This is a genomic window from Pseudomonas jessenii (assembly GCF_002236115.1).
Taxonomy (GTDB): Bacteria; Pseudomonadota; Gammaproteobacteria; order Pseudomonadales; family Pseudomonadaceae; genus Aquipseudomonas; species Aquipseudomonas jessenii.
Map to the genome: position 1 here is coordinate 238,681 of NZ_NIWT01000008.1, position 14,852 is coordinate 253,532.

Annotated in this window: 15 protein-coding genes; 4 read left to right on the top strand and 11 right to left on the bottom strand. The window is 62.4% G+C overall.

Annotated elements, in window-relative coordinates; translation table 11 throughout:
• Window positions 1-760 precede the first annotated feature (760 nt).
• From PSJE_RS26085 to PSJE_RS26095, 3 genes are read left to right on the top strand one after another with little or no spacing between them, the layout of a single operon-like run.
• Window positions 761-2,074 (top strand): amino acid permease, encoded by a 1,314-nt coding sequence (locus PSJE_RS26085; RefSeq protein WP_090454810.1) that lies wholly within the window; start codon window positions 761-763, stop codon window positions 2,072-2,074.
• Window positions 2,067-3,347 carry an aspartate aminotransferase family protein gene (locus PSJE_RS26090; protein WP_090454809.1) on the top strand — a complete coding sequence of 427 codons (1,281 nt, stop codon included), beginning with the start codon at window positions 2,067-2,069 and terminating at the stop codon, window positions 3,345-3,347. The genes PSJE_RS26085 and PSJE_RS26090 overlap by 8 nt, the downstream gene beginning before the upstream one ends.
• Before the next feature lie 9 nt (window positions 3,348-3,356).
• The gene (locus PSJE_RS26095) at window positions 3,357-4,373 is read left to right on the top strand and encodes a phosphotransferase enzyme family protein (RefSeq protein WP_090454808.1); all 1,017 of its coding nucleotides are present in this window, start codon (window positions 3,357-3,359) and stop codon (window positions 4,371-4,373) included.
• Window positions 4,374-4,566: 193 nt separating this feature from the next.
• Here the strand turns inward: PSJE_RS26095 and PSJE_RS26100 are convergent, their stop codons facing one another.
• Together PSJE_RS26100 and hpaC are read right to left on the bottom strand one after the other, a co-directional pair.
• A complete protein-coding gene (locus PSJE_RS26100; RefSeq protein WP_090454807.1) occupies window positions 4,567-4,863 on the bottom strand; it encodes a DUF6124 family protein in 297 nt (98 codons plus the stop codon).
• A 474-nt stretch (window positions 4,864-5,337) separates the two neighbouring features.
• Complete coding sequence (gene hpaC / locus PSJE_RS26105; protein ID WP_057715405.1) at window positions 5,338-5,847, bottom strand: 4-hydroxyphenylacetate 3-monooxygenase, reductase component; 510 nt, start codon at window positions 5,845-5,847, stop codon at window positions 5,338-5,340.
• Between the two features lie 259 nt (window positions 5,848-6,106).
• Between hpaC and PSJE_RS26110 the strand changes: the two genes are divergently transcribed.
• Window positions 6,107-6,736: a response regulator transcription factor gene (locus PSJE_RS26110; protein ID WP_090454806.1), complete on the top strand. Its 630-nt coding sequence runs from the start codon at window positions 6,107-6,109 to the stop codon at window positions 6,734-6,736.
• Between the two features lie 127 nt (window positions 6,737-6,863).
• On the opposite strand, the gene feaR is transcribed toward PSJE_RS26110, so the two are convergent.
• The 9 genes from feaR to PSJE_RS26155 all read right to left on the bottom strand — a co-directional run bounded on the left by feaR (window position 6,864) and on the right by PSJE_RS26155 (window position 14,778).
• Window positions 6,864-7,781, bottom strand: a complete 918-nt coding sequence (gene feaR, locus PSJE_RS26115) for a transcriptional regulator FeaR (RefSeq protein ID WP_090454805.1) — start codon at window positions 7,779-7,781, stop codon at window positions 6,864-6,866.
• A 152-nt stretch (window positions 7,782-7,933) separates the two neighbouring features.
• Window positions 7,934-8,884, bottom strand: a complete 951-nt coding sequence (locus PSJE_RS26120; protein ID WP_090454804.1) for a PDR/VanB family oxidoreductase — start codon at window positions 8,882-8,884, stop codon at window positions 7,934-7,936.
• A gap of 162 nt (window positions 8,885-9,046) precedes the next feature.
• A complete protein-coding gene (locus PSJE_RS26125; protein ID WP_090454803.1) occupies window positions 9,047-9,787 on the bottom strand; it encodes an SDR family NAD(P)-dependent oxidoreductase in 741 nt (246 codons plus the stop codon).
• 10 nt (window positions 9,788-9,797) lie between these two features.
• Window positions 9,798-10,298: an aromatic-ring-hydroxylating dioxygenase subunit beta gene (locus tag PSJE_RS26130; RefSeq protein WP_090454802.1), complete on the bottom strand. Its 501-nt coding sequence runs from the start codon at window positions 10,296-10,298 to the stop codon at window positions 9,798-9,800.
• Window positions 10,295-11,578 (bottom strand): aromatic ring-hydroxylating oxygenase subunit alpha, encoded by a 1,284-nt coding sequence (locus tag PSJE_RS26135; protein WP_057715410.1) that lies wholly within the window; start codon window positions 11,576-11,578, stop codon window positions 10,295-10,297. The genes PSJE_RS26130 and PSJE_RS26135 overlap by 4 nt, the downstream gene beginning before the upstream one ends.
• A gap of 23 nt (window positions 11,579-11,601) precedes the next feature.
• Window positions 11,602-12,726 carry an amidase gene (locus PSJE_RS26140; protein ID WP_090454801.1) on the bottom strand — a complete coding sequence of 375 codons (1,125 nt, stop codon included), beginning with the start codon at window positions 12,724-12,726 and terminating at the stop codon, window positions 11,602-11,604.
• Window positions 12,723-13,208, bottom strand: a complete 486-nt coding sequence (locus PSJE_RS26145; protein ID WP_090454800.1) for a nuclear transport factor 2 family protein — start codon at window positions 13,206-13,208, stop codon at window positions 12,723-12,725. The genes PSJE_RS26140 and PSJE_RS26145 overlap by 4 nt, the downstream gene beginning before the upstream one ends.
• A gap of 3 nt (window positions 13,209-13,211) precedes the next feature.
• Entirely contained in the window at window positions 13,212-13,583 is a 372-nt protein-coding gene (locus tag PSJE_RS26150) for a hypothetical protein (RefSeq protein WP_057715413.1), read from the bottom strand.
• A gap of 31 nt (window positions 13,584-13,614) precedes the next feature.
• The gene (locus tag PSJE_RS26155) at window positions 13,615-14,778 is read right to left on the bottom strand and encodes an acyl-CoA dehydrogenase family protein (protein WP_090454799.1); all 1,164 of its coding nucleotides are present in this window, start codon (window positions 14,776-14,778) and stop codon (window positions 13,615-13,617) included.
• Window positions 14,779-14,852 lie beyond the last annotated feature (74 nt).

Genomic DNA, 14,852 nt, shown 5'->3' on the forward strand with positions numbered 1-14,852 from the left:
GCAAGCCCGCTCCTACATTTGAATTTCTGCCGTGCACAAAATCCGTGTACAGCCCAGATCCCCTGTGGGAGCGAGCTTGCTCGCGATGAGGCCACCACATCCAGCACCATCGTTGACTGACACTCCACCATCGCGAGCAAGCTCGCTCCCACACTGGATTTTTGCCATACACAAACTTTGTGGTCACCCGAGATCCCTGTGGGAGCGAGCTTGCTCGCGATGAGGCCACCACATCCAGCATCATCGTTGACTGACACTCCGCCATCGCGAGCAAGCTCGCTCCCACATTTGGATTTCTGCCGTGCACAAAATCCGTGTACAGCCCAGATCCCCTGTGGGAGCGAGCTTGCTCGCGAAGAGGCCATCACATCCAGCACCATCGTTGACTGACACTCCGCCATCGCGAGCAGGCTCGCTCCCACACTGGATTTTTGCCATACACAAACTTTGTGGTCACCCGAGATCCCTGTGGGAGCGAGCTTGCTCGCGATGAGGCCACCACATCCAGCACCATCGTTGACTGACACTCCACCATCGCGAGCAAACTCGCTCCCACAGAGATCAAGGCAAGCCCGCACAAATCTGGCACCCACAACCAACCACATGGCATGCGCGCAAACATGTCGCCGCGCCCCCCGGGCGTAGTATCGAACCCGACCTCAGGGCACAACCCGCTCCTGGGCGCCCTGCAATGCAACGCTGAACCCCTCCATTTCTCACTAACAACAATAAATCGACCCTCGGGTCGCGGGAGATTTCTGTGCTCAAGAAAAGTGCGCTGGGCTGGCCAAAGATTGCCGGCCTTGGAATTGCGTTGGTGGTGGCCGGGCAGTTTTCCGGCTGGAACTTCGGGCTGGCGGCCGGTGGCTGGCTGAACATGCTGATCGCCACGTTGTTGATGGCCCTGCTCTGCGGTGGCCTGGCGTTGTGCGTGGCGGAAATGTCCACCGCGCTGCCCAGTGCTGGCGGTGTATTCGTCTATGCGCAAAGTGCGTTCGGGCCGTTCGTGGGTTACCTCGTTGGCGTGGCCTGTGCCCTGGCTTTGACCATCGGCACCGGTGCAGCTGCGACCTTTATCTGCGCCTACACCGAATCAATTTTCGGCCTCGGTGGCTGGCCGGTGAAGATCGCCCTGTTCGCCGTGATCATCGGCATCCACATGCGGGGTGTCGGTGAGGCCATGGCCCTGACGTTCATTGCCGGCGTGATTGCCGTCGTTGCCCTGCTCACATTTGGCGTGGCCATGGCGCCCCATGTCGAGTTGGCCAATTTGCTGAAGTTGCCCGCCAGCGTCGCAACACCGGTCAGCCTTGGCGGTATCTTCGCCTGCGTGCCATTCGCGATCTGGCTGTTCATCACCGTTGAGCAAACCGGCTCGGCCGCCGAGGAGGCGCACAATCCCGGTCGCACCATGCCCCGCGGCATTCTGGCGGCCATTGGTACGTTGCTGGTGACCGCGCTGGTGGTGCTGGTATGCGCACCGGGTGCCGGTGGTGTCGAGCTGGTCGGTTCGGCAGGCGATCCGCTGTACGCCGCGATGTCCAGCAACAGCGCCTTCGGTGAAGGTTCATGGCTGGCCAGGGTGATTGGCTGCGGCGCGGTGTTCGGCCTGATCGCTACCTTCTTTTCCCTGGTGTACGCCGCCTCCCGGCAACTGTTCGCCATGGCCCGCGACGGCCTGTTCCCGCAGTGGCTGGGCAAGACCGGCAAACGCGGCACGCCCTACCCGGCGCTGTTGCTGATCGGTGCCATCGGCCTGCCGCTGTCCGAAGTGGACCCGGCCACGGTGATGCTCGCGGTCGTTTTGCTGCTCAACGTTTGCTACCTGTTCATTTTCGGCGCGTACCTGCACATCAAACGCAACCAACCGGACCTGCCACGGCCGTTCACACTGGTCGGCGGCAAACTGGTTGCCTGGTTCGGTCTGGCCCTGACGCTGGTGGTGATCGCCGCCTGCTTCCAGCTCGACATGCTGATGCTGTTCGCCCTGGCGGTGACCTTCACCCTGTGCATTTTCAATTACCTGTTGCGCAACCGTCGCGCCACCGTCATCGAGGTTCCAGACCATGCCTGAAGACACTCTTTTGCAACGCCGCCATCGCGTGCTCGGCAGCGCCTCGCCGCTGTTCTACAACAAGCCCTTGCACCTGGTGCGTGGCGAAGGCGTCTGGCTGTTCGACGTCGACGGTCGCCGCTACCTCGACGTCTACAACAACGTGCCCTGCGTCGGTCACTGTAACCCCCATGTGACCGAGGTCATGCACCGCCAGGCCACCACGCTGAACATCCACACCCGCTACCTGGATGAACACGTGGTGCGCTACGCCGAGCGCCTGACCGCGACCTTCGCCGCGCCGCTGGACACCGTGATGTTCACCTGCACCGGCAGCGAGGCCAATGAACTGGCGCTGCGCCTGGCGCGGTTCGCCAGTGGCGGCACCGGCATCATCGTCAGCGACTACAACTACCACGGCAACTCGGCATCGCTGGCCGAAGTCACCACTGCCCTGCCCTCGCCGGAACCCTTCGCCGCCCATGCCCGGGCCGTGCCGATTCCGTGCCTGTACCACGCACCGGCCGGCACCGCCGAAGCGCAACTGGCCGAGCAGTACGCGGCCAACATCGCGGCGGCGATTGCCTCGATGCAAGCCCAGGGCATTCGCCCCGCCGCGCTGCTGATCGACACCTTGTTCGCCAACGAAGGGCTGCCACGGGTACCGGCCAGCTTCGTCAACAAGGCGGCGGCGCTGATCCGTGCAGCAGGCGGATTGTTCATCGCCGATGAAGTGCAGTCCGGTTTCGGCCGTACCGGCGATCACCTGTGGGGCCATCAGGCCCACGGCGTGGTGCCGGATATCGTCACCCTTGGTAAACCGATGGGTAACGGCTATCCACTGGCCGGGTTGATCACCCACAAGGCGCTGGTCGAATCCTTCGGTCGCCACGCCATGTACTTCAACACCTTCGGCGGCTCGCCGGTCGCGGCAGCGGTTGGCATGGCGGTGCTGGATGTGATCGAAGAACAGCAACTGCTGAAAAACGCACAAAACGTCGGTGCCTATGTGCAACAACGCCTGCAGGTGTTGGCCGGCAAGCACTCGATCATCGGCGACGTGCGCGGCAAGGGTCTGTTCTTCGCCATGGAGCTGGTACGTGACCACGCCAGCAAGGAACCGGCTGGACTGGAGGCGCGCAAGGTGGTCAACGACATGCGCGAGAACGGCGTGCTGATCAGCAAGATCGGCGCTGGCGACAACATTCTCAAGCTGCGCCCGCCGCTGGTATTCAGCCGCGACCACGCTGACTTGTTCGTCGACACACTGGACAGCGCCCTGAGCGCGATTTGAGGCCCTGCCATGACTGAATTCCACACCCTGCCCCATGACCAGCAAGTCACCCGTCTGCACGAACTGGCGCGCCATGCCCTGCAACAGTGGAACGGCGAATTCGCCGACATCGAACTGGTGAAATTCCGCGAGAACGCAGTGTTCTCGGCCCGCCGTCACGACGGTCAGCGCGTCGCCCTGCGCATCCATCGCAATGGTTATCACTGCGAGGCCGCACTGCGTTCCGAGCTGCAATGGATGGAAGCCCTGGCCAGCGCAGGTATTACCGTGCCGCAGATTATCCGCGCACAGAATGAAAGCCATCTGATCGAAGTCACCCACCAGGCCATCGGCGAGCCGCGCCACATCGACATGCTCGCCTGGCTGCCCGGCGCGACCACCGGCACCTCGGAGAACGGGGTGCAGGCCGATACCGAAATCGATTTTCTGTTCAGTGAAGCCGGCGCCATTGCCGCGCGTATTCACCTGCATTCAGCGGAATGGCAACAACCGGACGAGTTTGTCCGGCATGCCTGGGATGAAGAAGGCCTGATCGGCGCCAATCCGTTCTGGGGGCGTTTCTGGGAGCTGGAGCAGCTGAGCGACGAGCAACGGGATCTGCTGCAACAGGCCCGGCGTACGGCGCGCAAGGACTTGCGCCAGTACGGTCGGCACCTGGGCAACTTCGGCATGATTCACGCGGATCTGGTGCCAGAGAACCTGCTGATCGAGGGCCCGCAACTGCGCCTGATCGACTTCGACGATGCGGGGTTTGGCTGGCACATGTTCGAGTTGGCCACGGCGCTGTACTTCTGCCTGGATGACCCGCGCTTTGATCAGATCAAGGTGGCGCTGCTCGACGGCTACAACGCGGTCAAGCCGCTGACCGAGGCGGATCGCAAGACACTGGCGTTGTTCCTGATGCTGCGTGGCACCACGTACCTGGGCTGGATTCACACCCGCCAGGGCACGCCGACAGCGATTGAAATGGCGCCGATGCTGATTGAGCGGGCTTGCTTGTTGGCTCGGGAGTATTTGCAGGCCTGATACATCGAAATCGCGAGCAGGTCGGATCGCCGCACCGTCGCTCCCACACTGGATTTCAGTGAACTCAGAACTTGTGTTCGACGACGATCCACTGTGGGAGCGAGCTTGCTCGCGATGGGGTCATCACATCCAGCATCATTGCTGACAGATACTCCGCTATCGCGAGCAAGCTCGCTCCCACAGTGTTTAGTGGTTAACCGGGCCGATCGACCTGATCCAGCGCCCGATTCACCGCCAACTCCCCCAGCATGATGACTTGCGCGATGCCCAGCAGGGTGTTGCGGTGCGTGCCTTCCAGAAAACCCGCCAGATCGTTGGCCATGACACTGGCTGAAGCGAGTGATTCGCAGGCGTGGGCCAGCAGGGTTGCTGTGTTGATGTCGGGGTTGATGGTGAACAGTGTGGAGGGTTTGTGCGAGGTGGCCATGATGTGAGCGGCCGGGTTGGGGCAGGAATCGTTGTCTGGTGGATCAGGCGTAACCTTGAACATGATGTTCTTTTCCGTTGTGATGCAACCACACCGTCGCTGCTAAACGAGGGGGTGGCGGCTGTACGCAGGTTAGCAGACCGGGGAAAAGAAGAAAGCCGGCGCGCCCAAGGGCGCCCTGCGCACAGCCACCATCAAATGCAGGTATGGAATACCTGCCTGACGGACACTCGTACGACCTTCAAATACCACGGGCTGCTAAACCCGATCACTGGGAATCAGTGACGCGGACCAAGTTACCGATGGCCTCCAGGGCGCACAAGCCGGCGGATTCTGGCGTAGCTGTAGGCAATGACGCAAGGCGTTGTGGCTTGCAGGAAGTTACTCCTACAGCCGTTAAACATGCATTCCAAACTGGCACCGCCATCGCGAGCAAGCTCGCTCCCACAGTTGATCTCAGTCGTACACAAACTTTGTGTTCACTACAGATTCCTGTGGGAGCGAGCTTGCTCGCGATGAACGATAACGCGGTCTTGCTCAAGCTGCACTGGCATGCTCAACGCGATGAAACAACCGGTTGAAATACACCAGGCTATCGCGTGGCTCGCGCACGCCCACCTTCGTCAGCTCCACGAACATCACCGAATGCGACCCCACTTCCTTGCACTCGCTGATACGCCCTTCGAGCTGCACCAGGGCATCGCGCAGCACCGGCACATCCGCCGCGCCGTCGTCCCACAGGTCCCAGGCAAAACGCTCGGCCATCGGCACCTGGGTCATGCCGGCGAAATGACGGGCCAGTTCTTCCTGCTCGCCACACAGCACGTTGACGCACAGATGGCCGTTGGTGCGGAACACGTCGTGGGTGGCGCTGTTGCGGTTGACGCACACCAGCACGGTGGGTGGCGAGTCGGTCACCGAGCACACGGCGCTGGCGGTGATGCCGCAACGACCGCCGGGGCCGTTGGTGGTGATGATGTTCACCGCGGCAGGCAGCTGCGCCATGGCGTTGCGAAAGTCGATTTGCTGCTGGCTCAGGTCGGCCATGTCGATGCCCCTTCCTTCAGGAGGACCGCTATCTGGCGGCCCGTAGGTGATGGAACAAGACTAAGGCTGCGGGTGCGCCGCAACCATTCTGACGATCCCCATGGCAGGGTTGGGTTTCCGCTAGTCGACTAGGTGGTTTCTTTATCGCAAGGGCCGGCCACAGTGGGTATTCTGCATACAGGCTCCAGAACGATGAGCCGATGCGTGCCGCGCGTTCGCGTGCGAAAACAATAATTAGAAAACTTTCGTGGCAGCCCCGATGGAAATCCGAAAACCGATTGTTTATATCGTTGACGACGACAAGGACCTGCGAACCTCACTGGCCTGGTTGCTGGAGTCGGTGAGCGTGCAGGCGCAGTGCTTTGCCGGCGCCGAAGAGTTCCTCAGCCAGTACGACCCCAAGCAGCCCGCCTGCCTGGTGCTCGACGTGCGCATGCCGGAGACCAGCGGTTTCCAGTTGCAGGAAATCCTCAACCAGCGCGGCAGTACCTTGCCGACCATTTTCGTCTCGGCCCATGGCGATATTCCGATGTCGGTCACGGCGATGAAGAACGGCGCGCTGGATTTCGTCGAGAAGCCCTACAACCCGCAGCAGATGATCGACCGCATCCAGGCCGCGCTGAAGACCGCCGTGCACGCCCAGGCCGATCAGCAGCAGCGTCAGAACCTGCAGAGCAAGCTGGCACTGCTGACCAGCCGTGAGCGGGAAGTGTTGATGCTGGTGATCGATGGCAAGGCCAGCAAGGTGATTGCCCGGGAGCTCAACATCAGCGTGAAGACCGTTGATGTGCACCGCACCAAGATCAAGGAAAAGATGGGTGTGTCCAGCATCGCCATGCTGGTGCGCGAGGTGCTGCATTTACCGGTGGATGAGCCGGTGCGGCACTGAGTGATTTGCAGCGGTCATGAGGCCGACATCGCGAGCAAGCTCGCTCCCACATTGGCTCTGTGTACGACGCAGATCCACTGTGGGAGCGAGCTTGCTCGCGATGGGGCCAGCCCATTCAACATCGAATTCAGCAGCTATAGCGCTTGCGATAAGCACCCGGCGACACACCAAAGCGCGATTTGAAGGCCGACGAGAAGTAGCTCGAATCCGAGAAGCCCCACGCATAACACAGTGCCGATAGCTTCTGCTCGACATCGGCGCGACGCAGGTTTTCGGCGCAGAAGTCCAGGCGGCGGTGCTTGATATATTGCGCCACCACCAGGCCGCGCTTGGAGAACATCCGGTACAGGCCGCGCACGGAAATCCCGACTTCACGGGCGATCAGCTCGGGGCACAGTTCTTCGTCGCTGAGGTGGGCGTCGATGAAGGCGATGATCTTGCGGAACTGCCGCTCATGGGCGTCTGCACCGCCGTCCCGGGCGCTGATGCCCGGCAGCAACAGACTGGCCAGGGCATCGAGCACGGCCTCGCTTTCCTGCATGTCCAGCCCTTCCTGCTGGCGGGTGTCCAGCACCAGTTTGTTGGCCATCGCCGCCAGGGGGCTGCCGGCCGCGATGCGCGTGGCGCAGTTGACGGTATTGAAGTGCGAACCCCGCTCGACCACCTGACGCGGAAGAATCAGCGACAGCTGTCGGCAATCGTCGTTGTAGATCATGTCGCTCGGACGGCTGGCGTCGATCAGGGCGATGTCGCCACAGCCCAGTTGCGCGCGGTTGTCGCCCTGCTCCAGTTGCGAGCTGCCGCGCATCTGGAACACCGCGTAGTAGTGGCCGTCACTGCTGGTGCTGACGTCCTTGCTGGTGCGGTACAAATGCACGTGCGCCATGTCGACCACACTCAGGTTGATCGCACCGCTGCGAAATTCCGCCAGTTCGCCGTAGAAATCGGTGTCCAGCGCCCGGGCATCGAAACGCCCACAGGCCTGGTTCACCTGGCTCAACCAACTTTCGAACGCCTCGTTGCGCACCGTCGATGCTGTAATCATGTCCGCAAAGCCTCACGTTTTTGTTGTTATTTTTCGACCGCTTCATCGAGCGGTTCGTCAAAACGGTTGTTTCTGTAGCCATCTCCTCCTTCGACGGCCGCCGGGCGCCCATTCAACAGGCTCCGGCCCAAGCTTTCCAGTCGACCTACGGGTTAAATGTCCAATACCAGACGAGCGGAAAGCGCCCGTGATACACACGCGCAAATCTGTTTGTTGGACGCCTTTTCCTTGTTCGACAGGCAGTTGTCGCGGTGCTCCGGCACGCCGTCCAGTACCTCGACGATGCAGGTGCCGCAGATGCCTTCGCGGCACTCGGTGTCGATGTCGCAACCGTGGGCCTGCAACACGTCGACCAGGCTGGCGTTGGCCGGCACCTGCAGCACCACGCCGGAACTGGCCAGCTCCACTTCGAACGTGCCGGCCGGAGCGCTGTTGGCGGCCGGGTCTGCGGCAAAGTGTTCAAGGTGAATCGAATCGTCAGAGCGACTGCGGGACGCCACTTCCACCACTTTGTTCATGAAAGGTGCCGGGCCGCAGGTATAGACGTGAGCGGCGCTGCCGGCACGCGCCAGGCATTCGCTCAACGCGCCGTCCAGATCCGCCGGCTCTACGCCGTAATGAAATTCCACGTGGGCGGCGAACTTCGTCGCCAACAGCTCTGTAAACGCCGCGTACTGCGCCGAACGGGCGAAGTAATGCAAACGATACGGCTGACCGCTTTCCGCCAGTCGATAAGCCATGCTCAACAGCGGCGTCACGCCGATACCGGCGGCGAACAGCACGTGCTCGCGGGCGCTGTCATCGAGACGGAACAGGTTGCGCGGCGCGCCCATTTCCAGCTCCATGCCCTCTTCCACTTGCTCGTGCAGCGCCAGCGAACCACCGCGCGACTGCGCTTCTTTCTTCACCGCCACCAGATACGCACGGCGATCCTGCGGCGGGCTGCACAGCGAATACTGACGGGTCACCCCGGTCGGCCCGGTCAGGTCGACGTGGGCACCCGGTTCATAGGTGTCGAGCGGCTGGCCGTCACTGCGCACGAGGCGAAAGGAACGGATATCCAGCGCTTCGTCGACGATCCTTTCGATCTTCACCTTCATCATTGCATCACCTGAATACTGTTGTTTTGGTTTACTGCACCTTGTAGGAGCGAGCCTGCTCGCGATGAACCTGAGAACAACACGGGGTGTCAGGTTTCCCGCGTTATCGTTGGCGACCATCGCGAGCGAGCTCGCTCCTACAGGGTGGGGGCATTTTTCTGCTGCTCAGCGCATGAACAAACCGCCATTGATGTCCCAGCACGCACCCGTTACCGAGGCGGCGTTCTCGGCGATCAGCAGCAACACGCTGTCGGCGATGAACGTTGGGTCACCGAGGGTGCCCGCCGGGATCATTTTCAGGATCTGTTCCAGACGCTCCGGAGCCACGGTTTCGCGTACCACCGGCAAGTCCAGCGGACCTGGCGAGATGCTGTTGACCGTCACGCCCTGGGGCGCCAGTTCACGGGCGAAGACTTTGGTCAGGGTCGCCACGCCACCCTTGGCCGCCGCGTAATGCGCGCCGGTGGCGGTGCCGCCGTTCTGCCCGGCCAGGGACGCAATGTTGACGATGCGACCGAAGCCGCGCTCGGCGAAGTGCGCGCCGAACACCTGGCAGGCGACAAAGGTGCCCCGCAGGTTGATCGCCATCGACTCATCGAACTCTTCCGGCGTGATCTCCATCAGCGCCGCGACTTTCGACACACCGGCGTTGTTCACCAGAATGTCGGTGCCGCCCCAGCGCTCGGCGAGCACATCGCGGGCACGCTGAAAGTCAGCCTTGCTGCGCACATCCAGTTCAATGGCCACGGCGCTGGCGCCGCTACCATCGAGTTCCAAAGCCAGTCGCTGCACGCCATCGAGGCGCACATCCGCCAGGCCGACGCGATAACCGGCTGCGTGCAGACGGCGGGCGATGCATTCGCCCAGTCCGCGCGAGGCACCCGTTACGAGGGCTACTCGACTCATGATGTTGCCCTCACAAAAGGAAGCCGAGCGCGCTCAGGCTGTCGGTGGAGTTGATCAGGCGCACCACTTTTCGCTCCAGGGTCGGCACGCCGTCGGTGAAGCGGATACGGTGGTTCAGGTCGGCCACGAACGGCGTGTGCACACCGCGCTTGTAGGCGTACAGCAACTGCGCCGAATTGACTTCGACGATGTCGCCGGCCGCTTCCACCAGGCGGAAACGCGAGATCGTGCGAATGGTTTTCGCCGCGTCCACCGCCGACGGCGAGTAGCCGGCGGTCAGGCGTTCGATGCGCAGGTCACGCATGCGCGCATCGTCGTAGGCGTAGTTGAGGGTCGCTTCGAAATCCTCGGTCTCCGGGTCGATCGGCACGATGTACTTTCCGCTTTCGCTCCACAAGGTCGCCCATTCGGCGTAGTTCTTGTGGTCGAGCAGTTCGGCTTCGCGCCAGATGAACTCGATGGCCTGGGCCAAGGGACCGGTAAAACCGTTCAGTGTGTCGTGATTGCTCATTGGCTCATCATCCTTTTCCACATGTCGTAGGCACCGCGCATGCCGCCTTCGTCGGTGGCGTGGCTGACCTTGTCGCCGTTTTCAGCGGTGATTTCGCGGTTCAGGCCGCGGTTGACCAGGATTGGCGCATCGACGCCGGCGTACGAGCCGCGCTGCACGCGGTCCCAGGCTTCGGCGTCGTCAGGGCTGCCGAAACCGAACGGGCCCTGGAAGTGTTCGTGGATGCGCATGCGTTCGCGGTTGGCGATTTCCGGGCCGCCGTCCATGCCGAGGGCTACGTGGCGGATCTCGGTTTCGGTGACCGACACCGGGCGCAGCACGCGGAAGAACGACATCGACATCGCCACGTTGGGGAACAGGTTCAGGTTGAAACCGGCGCCGTGCAGCGAGCGCACGATGCGACGGACCTGATCGGCCGGCAGGGTCTTCGACAGTTCTTCAGTCACATGGGCAAAGCGCTCCTGCAACTGCTCGGTGCCGTCGTCGTGATCGAGGTCGACGTGCTCCGGCACCATCACCATCACACTGTGGCCGTTGCCCAGGGAGTGGGTCACGGCTTGCTCGTCGGTCATGAACGAGAGCATTTCCGAGGTTTCTTCATCCACCGACGACATGAACGACTTGTGCACGATCGGGAAGTGATAGCCGTCGGTGGTGTTTTCCAGCTGGATCTTCCAGTTGCCCTTGAAGCTGAACTTGTGTTCGCCCTGGGTCTTGATCGGGTAGCCGGCGCCCTGCTTCATGAACAGGTCCATCCAGTGTTTCGCGCCGCCGAGGAAGTCTTCCAGCGGCTCGATCTCGTCGTTGTAGCTGGCGAAGACCATGCCGGCGTAGCTCTCGACGCGCAGGCTGGTCAGCGGCAGTTCCGACTTTTCCAGGATGCCTTCGTAGCCGTCCGGATACGGCAGCGCACGCAGCTTGCCATCCAGGCCATAGGACCAGCTGTGGTACGGGCAGGTGAAACCGGTGGCGTTGCCCTTGTGCTTCTCGCACACGGTGGCGCCACGGTGCCGGCAACGGTTTTCCAGCACGTTGATGTTGTTCTTCTTGTCGCGCACCACAATCACCGGGCGGCGGCCGATGGTGGCGGTCTTGAAGTCGCCGCTATTGCGCACTTCGCTTTCGTGGGCAACCCACACCCAGGTGCGGTAGAAAATCTTGTCCAGCTCGGCTTCGAACAGCGCCGGGTCGTTGTACAGCGAGACGTCGACGCGGTCATGTTGGACCAGGTCTTCGGGGCTTTTCGACGTTGCGATCAGCTGATATTCATGAGTGCTCATGCGGTTCTCCTCATGGCTTCTTTTTATGATTGAGTGGTAGAGGCTTGCAGCTGCGCACCAAAGGCGCAGACCAGTTCGTCCTGACCTTTGCGGCCAACGATTTGCAGGCCGACTTTCAGCCCGCCGCAATCGAGTTCCACCGGCACCGTCAGCGCGGGGTGACCACTGAGGTTGAAAGGCCGCACCAGCGGGGTCATGCCGGCCACGGCTTTGCTGCCAGCGCGGGCTTCGCTGAGGGTTGGCGGCAAGGTTGGCAGTGTCGGCAACAGCAATACGGCGAAGTCTTCCAGTGCTGCATCCACCTGTTGGGTGAACCGCGTGCGCACGGCGCAGGCATCGGCCAGCTCTTCGCGCGTGGTGCGGCTGGCCGCCAGCAAGCGTGTTTCCACATCGGCGCCGATCAGGCCCTTGCCGGTCAGGTGGCCGAACGCCGCCCAGTTTTCGAAATTGATCACGGTCAGGCCCGCGGCAAACGCTGCTTCGAATTCGCTCAGGTGCAGGTTGCTGCGACGCCATCCGGCGCGGTCCGCGGCGGCACCCAGGCTGGCTTGCAGGTGCGAATCACAGGCCACCTCGAGAAAGCCGACCCTGACGCCGTCGCCTGGCAGCCCTTGAGCGGTAAAGCCCGGGCAGATCACCTGCATCGCGGCGATCAGGTCGTCCATGCTTTTGGCGAACGGCCCGACGCAATCGAGGCTCGATTCCAGTGGATGCGCACCGACACGGCTGACGCGACCATAAGTCGGCTTGAGCCCGGCAATCCCGCAGCACGCTGCCGGCACCCGCACCGAACCACCGGTGTCGGTGCCGATGGCGACGTCCGCCAGGCCTGCCGCGACCGCCGAAGCCGAACCGCTGGACGAGCCGCCAGGCACACGGTCCGGCGCTTGCGGATTGATCGGAGTGCCGGTCCAGTCGTTGATGCCGGTCACGCCGAACGCCAGTTCATGCAGGTTGGTCTTGCCGACGATCTGCCAGCCAGCATCGAGGATCGCATCGACCACCTCGGCGTTTTGCGTCGCCGCCGGTGCATCGGCGAACGCACGGCTGCCTGAGCGGGTCGGATGGCCGGCGATGTCGATGGAGTCCTTGATGGCGACGCGCTTGCCGTTGCCACCGAGGAGGAATTCGCTGATGAACGTACTCATGCGCCCGCTCCCAAGGTGAAGAGCTCCGTTTTGAACAGCCGTTGCGTGCGGAAATGCGCGATCAGCCAGACGCCGTCGACACAACGGAAATCGATGTTCAGGCGTGTGCCGAACAACTCATTGCGGCCATCGGCGTAGGTCGAGATCTGCTGCATGATCCACTGCCCCTGCGCCGCCTTGCCGTCGACCACGATCGACTCGCTGGTGAGGTAATGCAGGTTCAGCTTGAAGTGGTCGGACGGCGGCAGATAACCGCCGACAAACGCCGCCACCGCCTCTCGCCCCTGGTGCTGACCGAAGGTCTGCGCGGTCTGGGTGCCGAGGCCTTCCCAGATCGCATCCTCGGTGAACAACTGCGCCAACTGGTCGAGATGAATCGCCGCCCGCGGCACATCGCACAGGTCCATGTAGCGCGCCATCAGGCGACGCACTGCGCTTTCCCCTTCGAGCGTCGCCAGACGCTGCAGCAAGGCCTCGTTCATGGCTTACACCTTGGCCGCGTCAGGAATGGTCAGCGGACGACCGATGCGCGCTTCGATCTTGGCGTAGCGCCACAGGCTGTATTGGCCGACCGGTGTGGTGCGGAACAGGTTGCAGGCGTCGATCACCGACTGGTGGCAGTCGACGTCGGCCATGATGTACACGGTCCACGGCGAAGTGGTGGACGGGCCGACCATCAAGCGGTCGTCATCCATCGCGCCGAGCACGGTGATGCCGGGCATCGCGCCAAGGTCACCCATCATCTGGCTGAAGCCTTTCCACACGCTCAGGCCTTCGCCGGTGGGCAGGTCGAAAAAGTTCTGGGTGATGCCGATGCAGAAGACGACGCGCAATGGCTCTTGGGTGGTTTGCGACATGGGTGCGGTTCCTTGAAAAAGTAATGGGGATTCAGATGTAGCCCGGGAACGGCGGTACGCCGAGGAACACCGAGCCGGCGCCGTCGTACAGGCCTTCGCTGAGGAAGGCGTGCTGGGTCACCACCATCGAGTCACGCAAGTAGCGTTGCAGCGGATGGCGCAGGTAAATGGCGGTGGTGCCGGCCAGGCTGTAGGCGCTCTGCACCACCTCGGCACCGGCCTGGGACACATGAATGGCCGACAGGCGCAACAGGCTGGTCTGCTCCGGCGTGACCGGGTTGCCGGCCAGGATCGAGTTCCATACCTGCTCGGTGGCGTTGTAGAAGAAACCGCGCGCGGCGCTGAGCTTGGCTTCAGCCTTGGCGATCTCGATGCGCACGTAAGCGCGGTCGGACAATTTCGGCGCGCCGGTGATGCCGCTGCCACCCGCCATGCGGCTGATTTCGTCCAGCGCGGCACGGGCCAATCCGAGGTTGACCACCGCCAGCACTTGCGCGGCGTAGGCGATCGATGGATAGCGGAACAGCGGCTCGTCGATGGTCGAGGCACCGCCGCGGATGAACGTCCAGCGCTCGTCAACGCGTTTATCGGTCACTCGCAGGTCATGGCTGCCGGTGCCTTTGAGGCCGACCACTTCCCAGTTCTCGATGATGTCTACCTGCTCCGGGCGGAACACAGCGGTGCGCGGCTTGCCGCCAGCGGCGCCGATGCCGACGCCCAACAGGTCTGCGCCTTTGCAGCCACTGGCGAATTTCCAGGTGCCGCTGACCTGATAGCCGCCTTCTACGGCCTCGGCCGGTTGCAAGGGGAACAGGCCGCCAGCGAACACCAGGTCAGGGCTTTCGGCGTAGAGTTCAGCCAGGGTTTCCCGCGGCAAGGCTGCCAGGTAGACACCGGCGCTGCCGAAGCTGGCCACCCAGCCCGCCGAGCCGTCGGCTTCGGAGATGCGTTCGATCATTTGCAGGAACAGGTGCGGTGCCAGGGCGTCGCCACCGAAGCATTTCGGCGTGGCGGCACGGTAGATGCCCACTTGTTTGAAGCGCTCGATCATGTCCCGTGGCACGTGGGAGCCAGTGTCGAATTCTTCGCGGCGCCGGCGCACTTCATCCAGTACCTGCGCAAAGGCCTGGCTGTCGACGACATTCTCGTCAACGCCGATCGATGCGTCTTGTTGCGCAACCGCTGAACGCAGCATGGGCATTCTCCGTTTTGTTTATTGTTAGTGGGGCTACACGCATGCCCCGTTGTAGGAGCGAGCCTGCTCGCGAT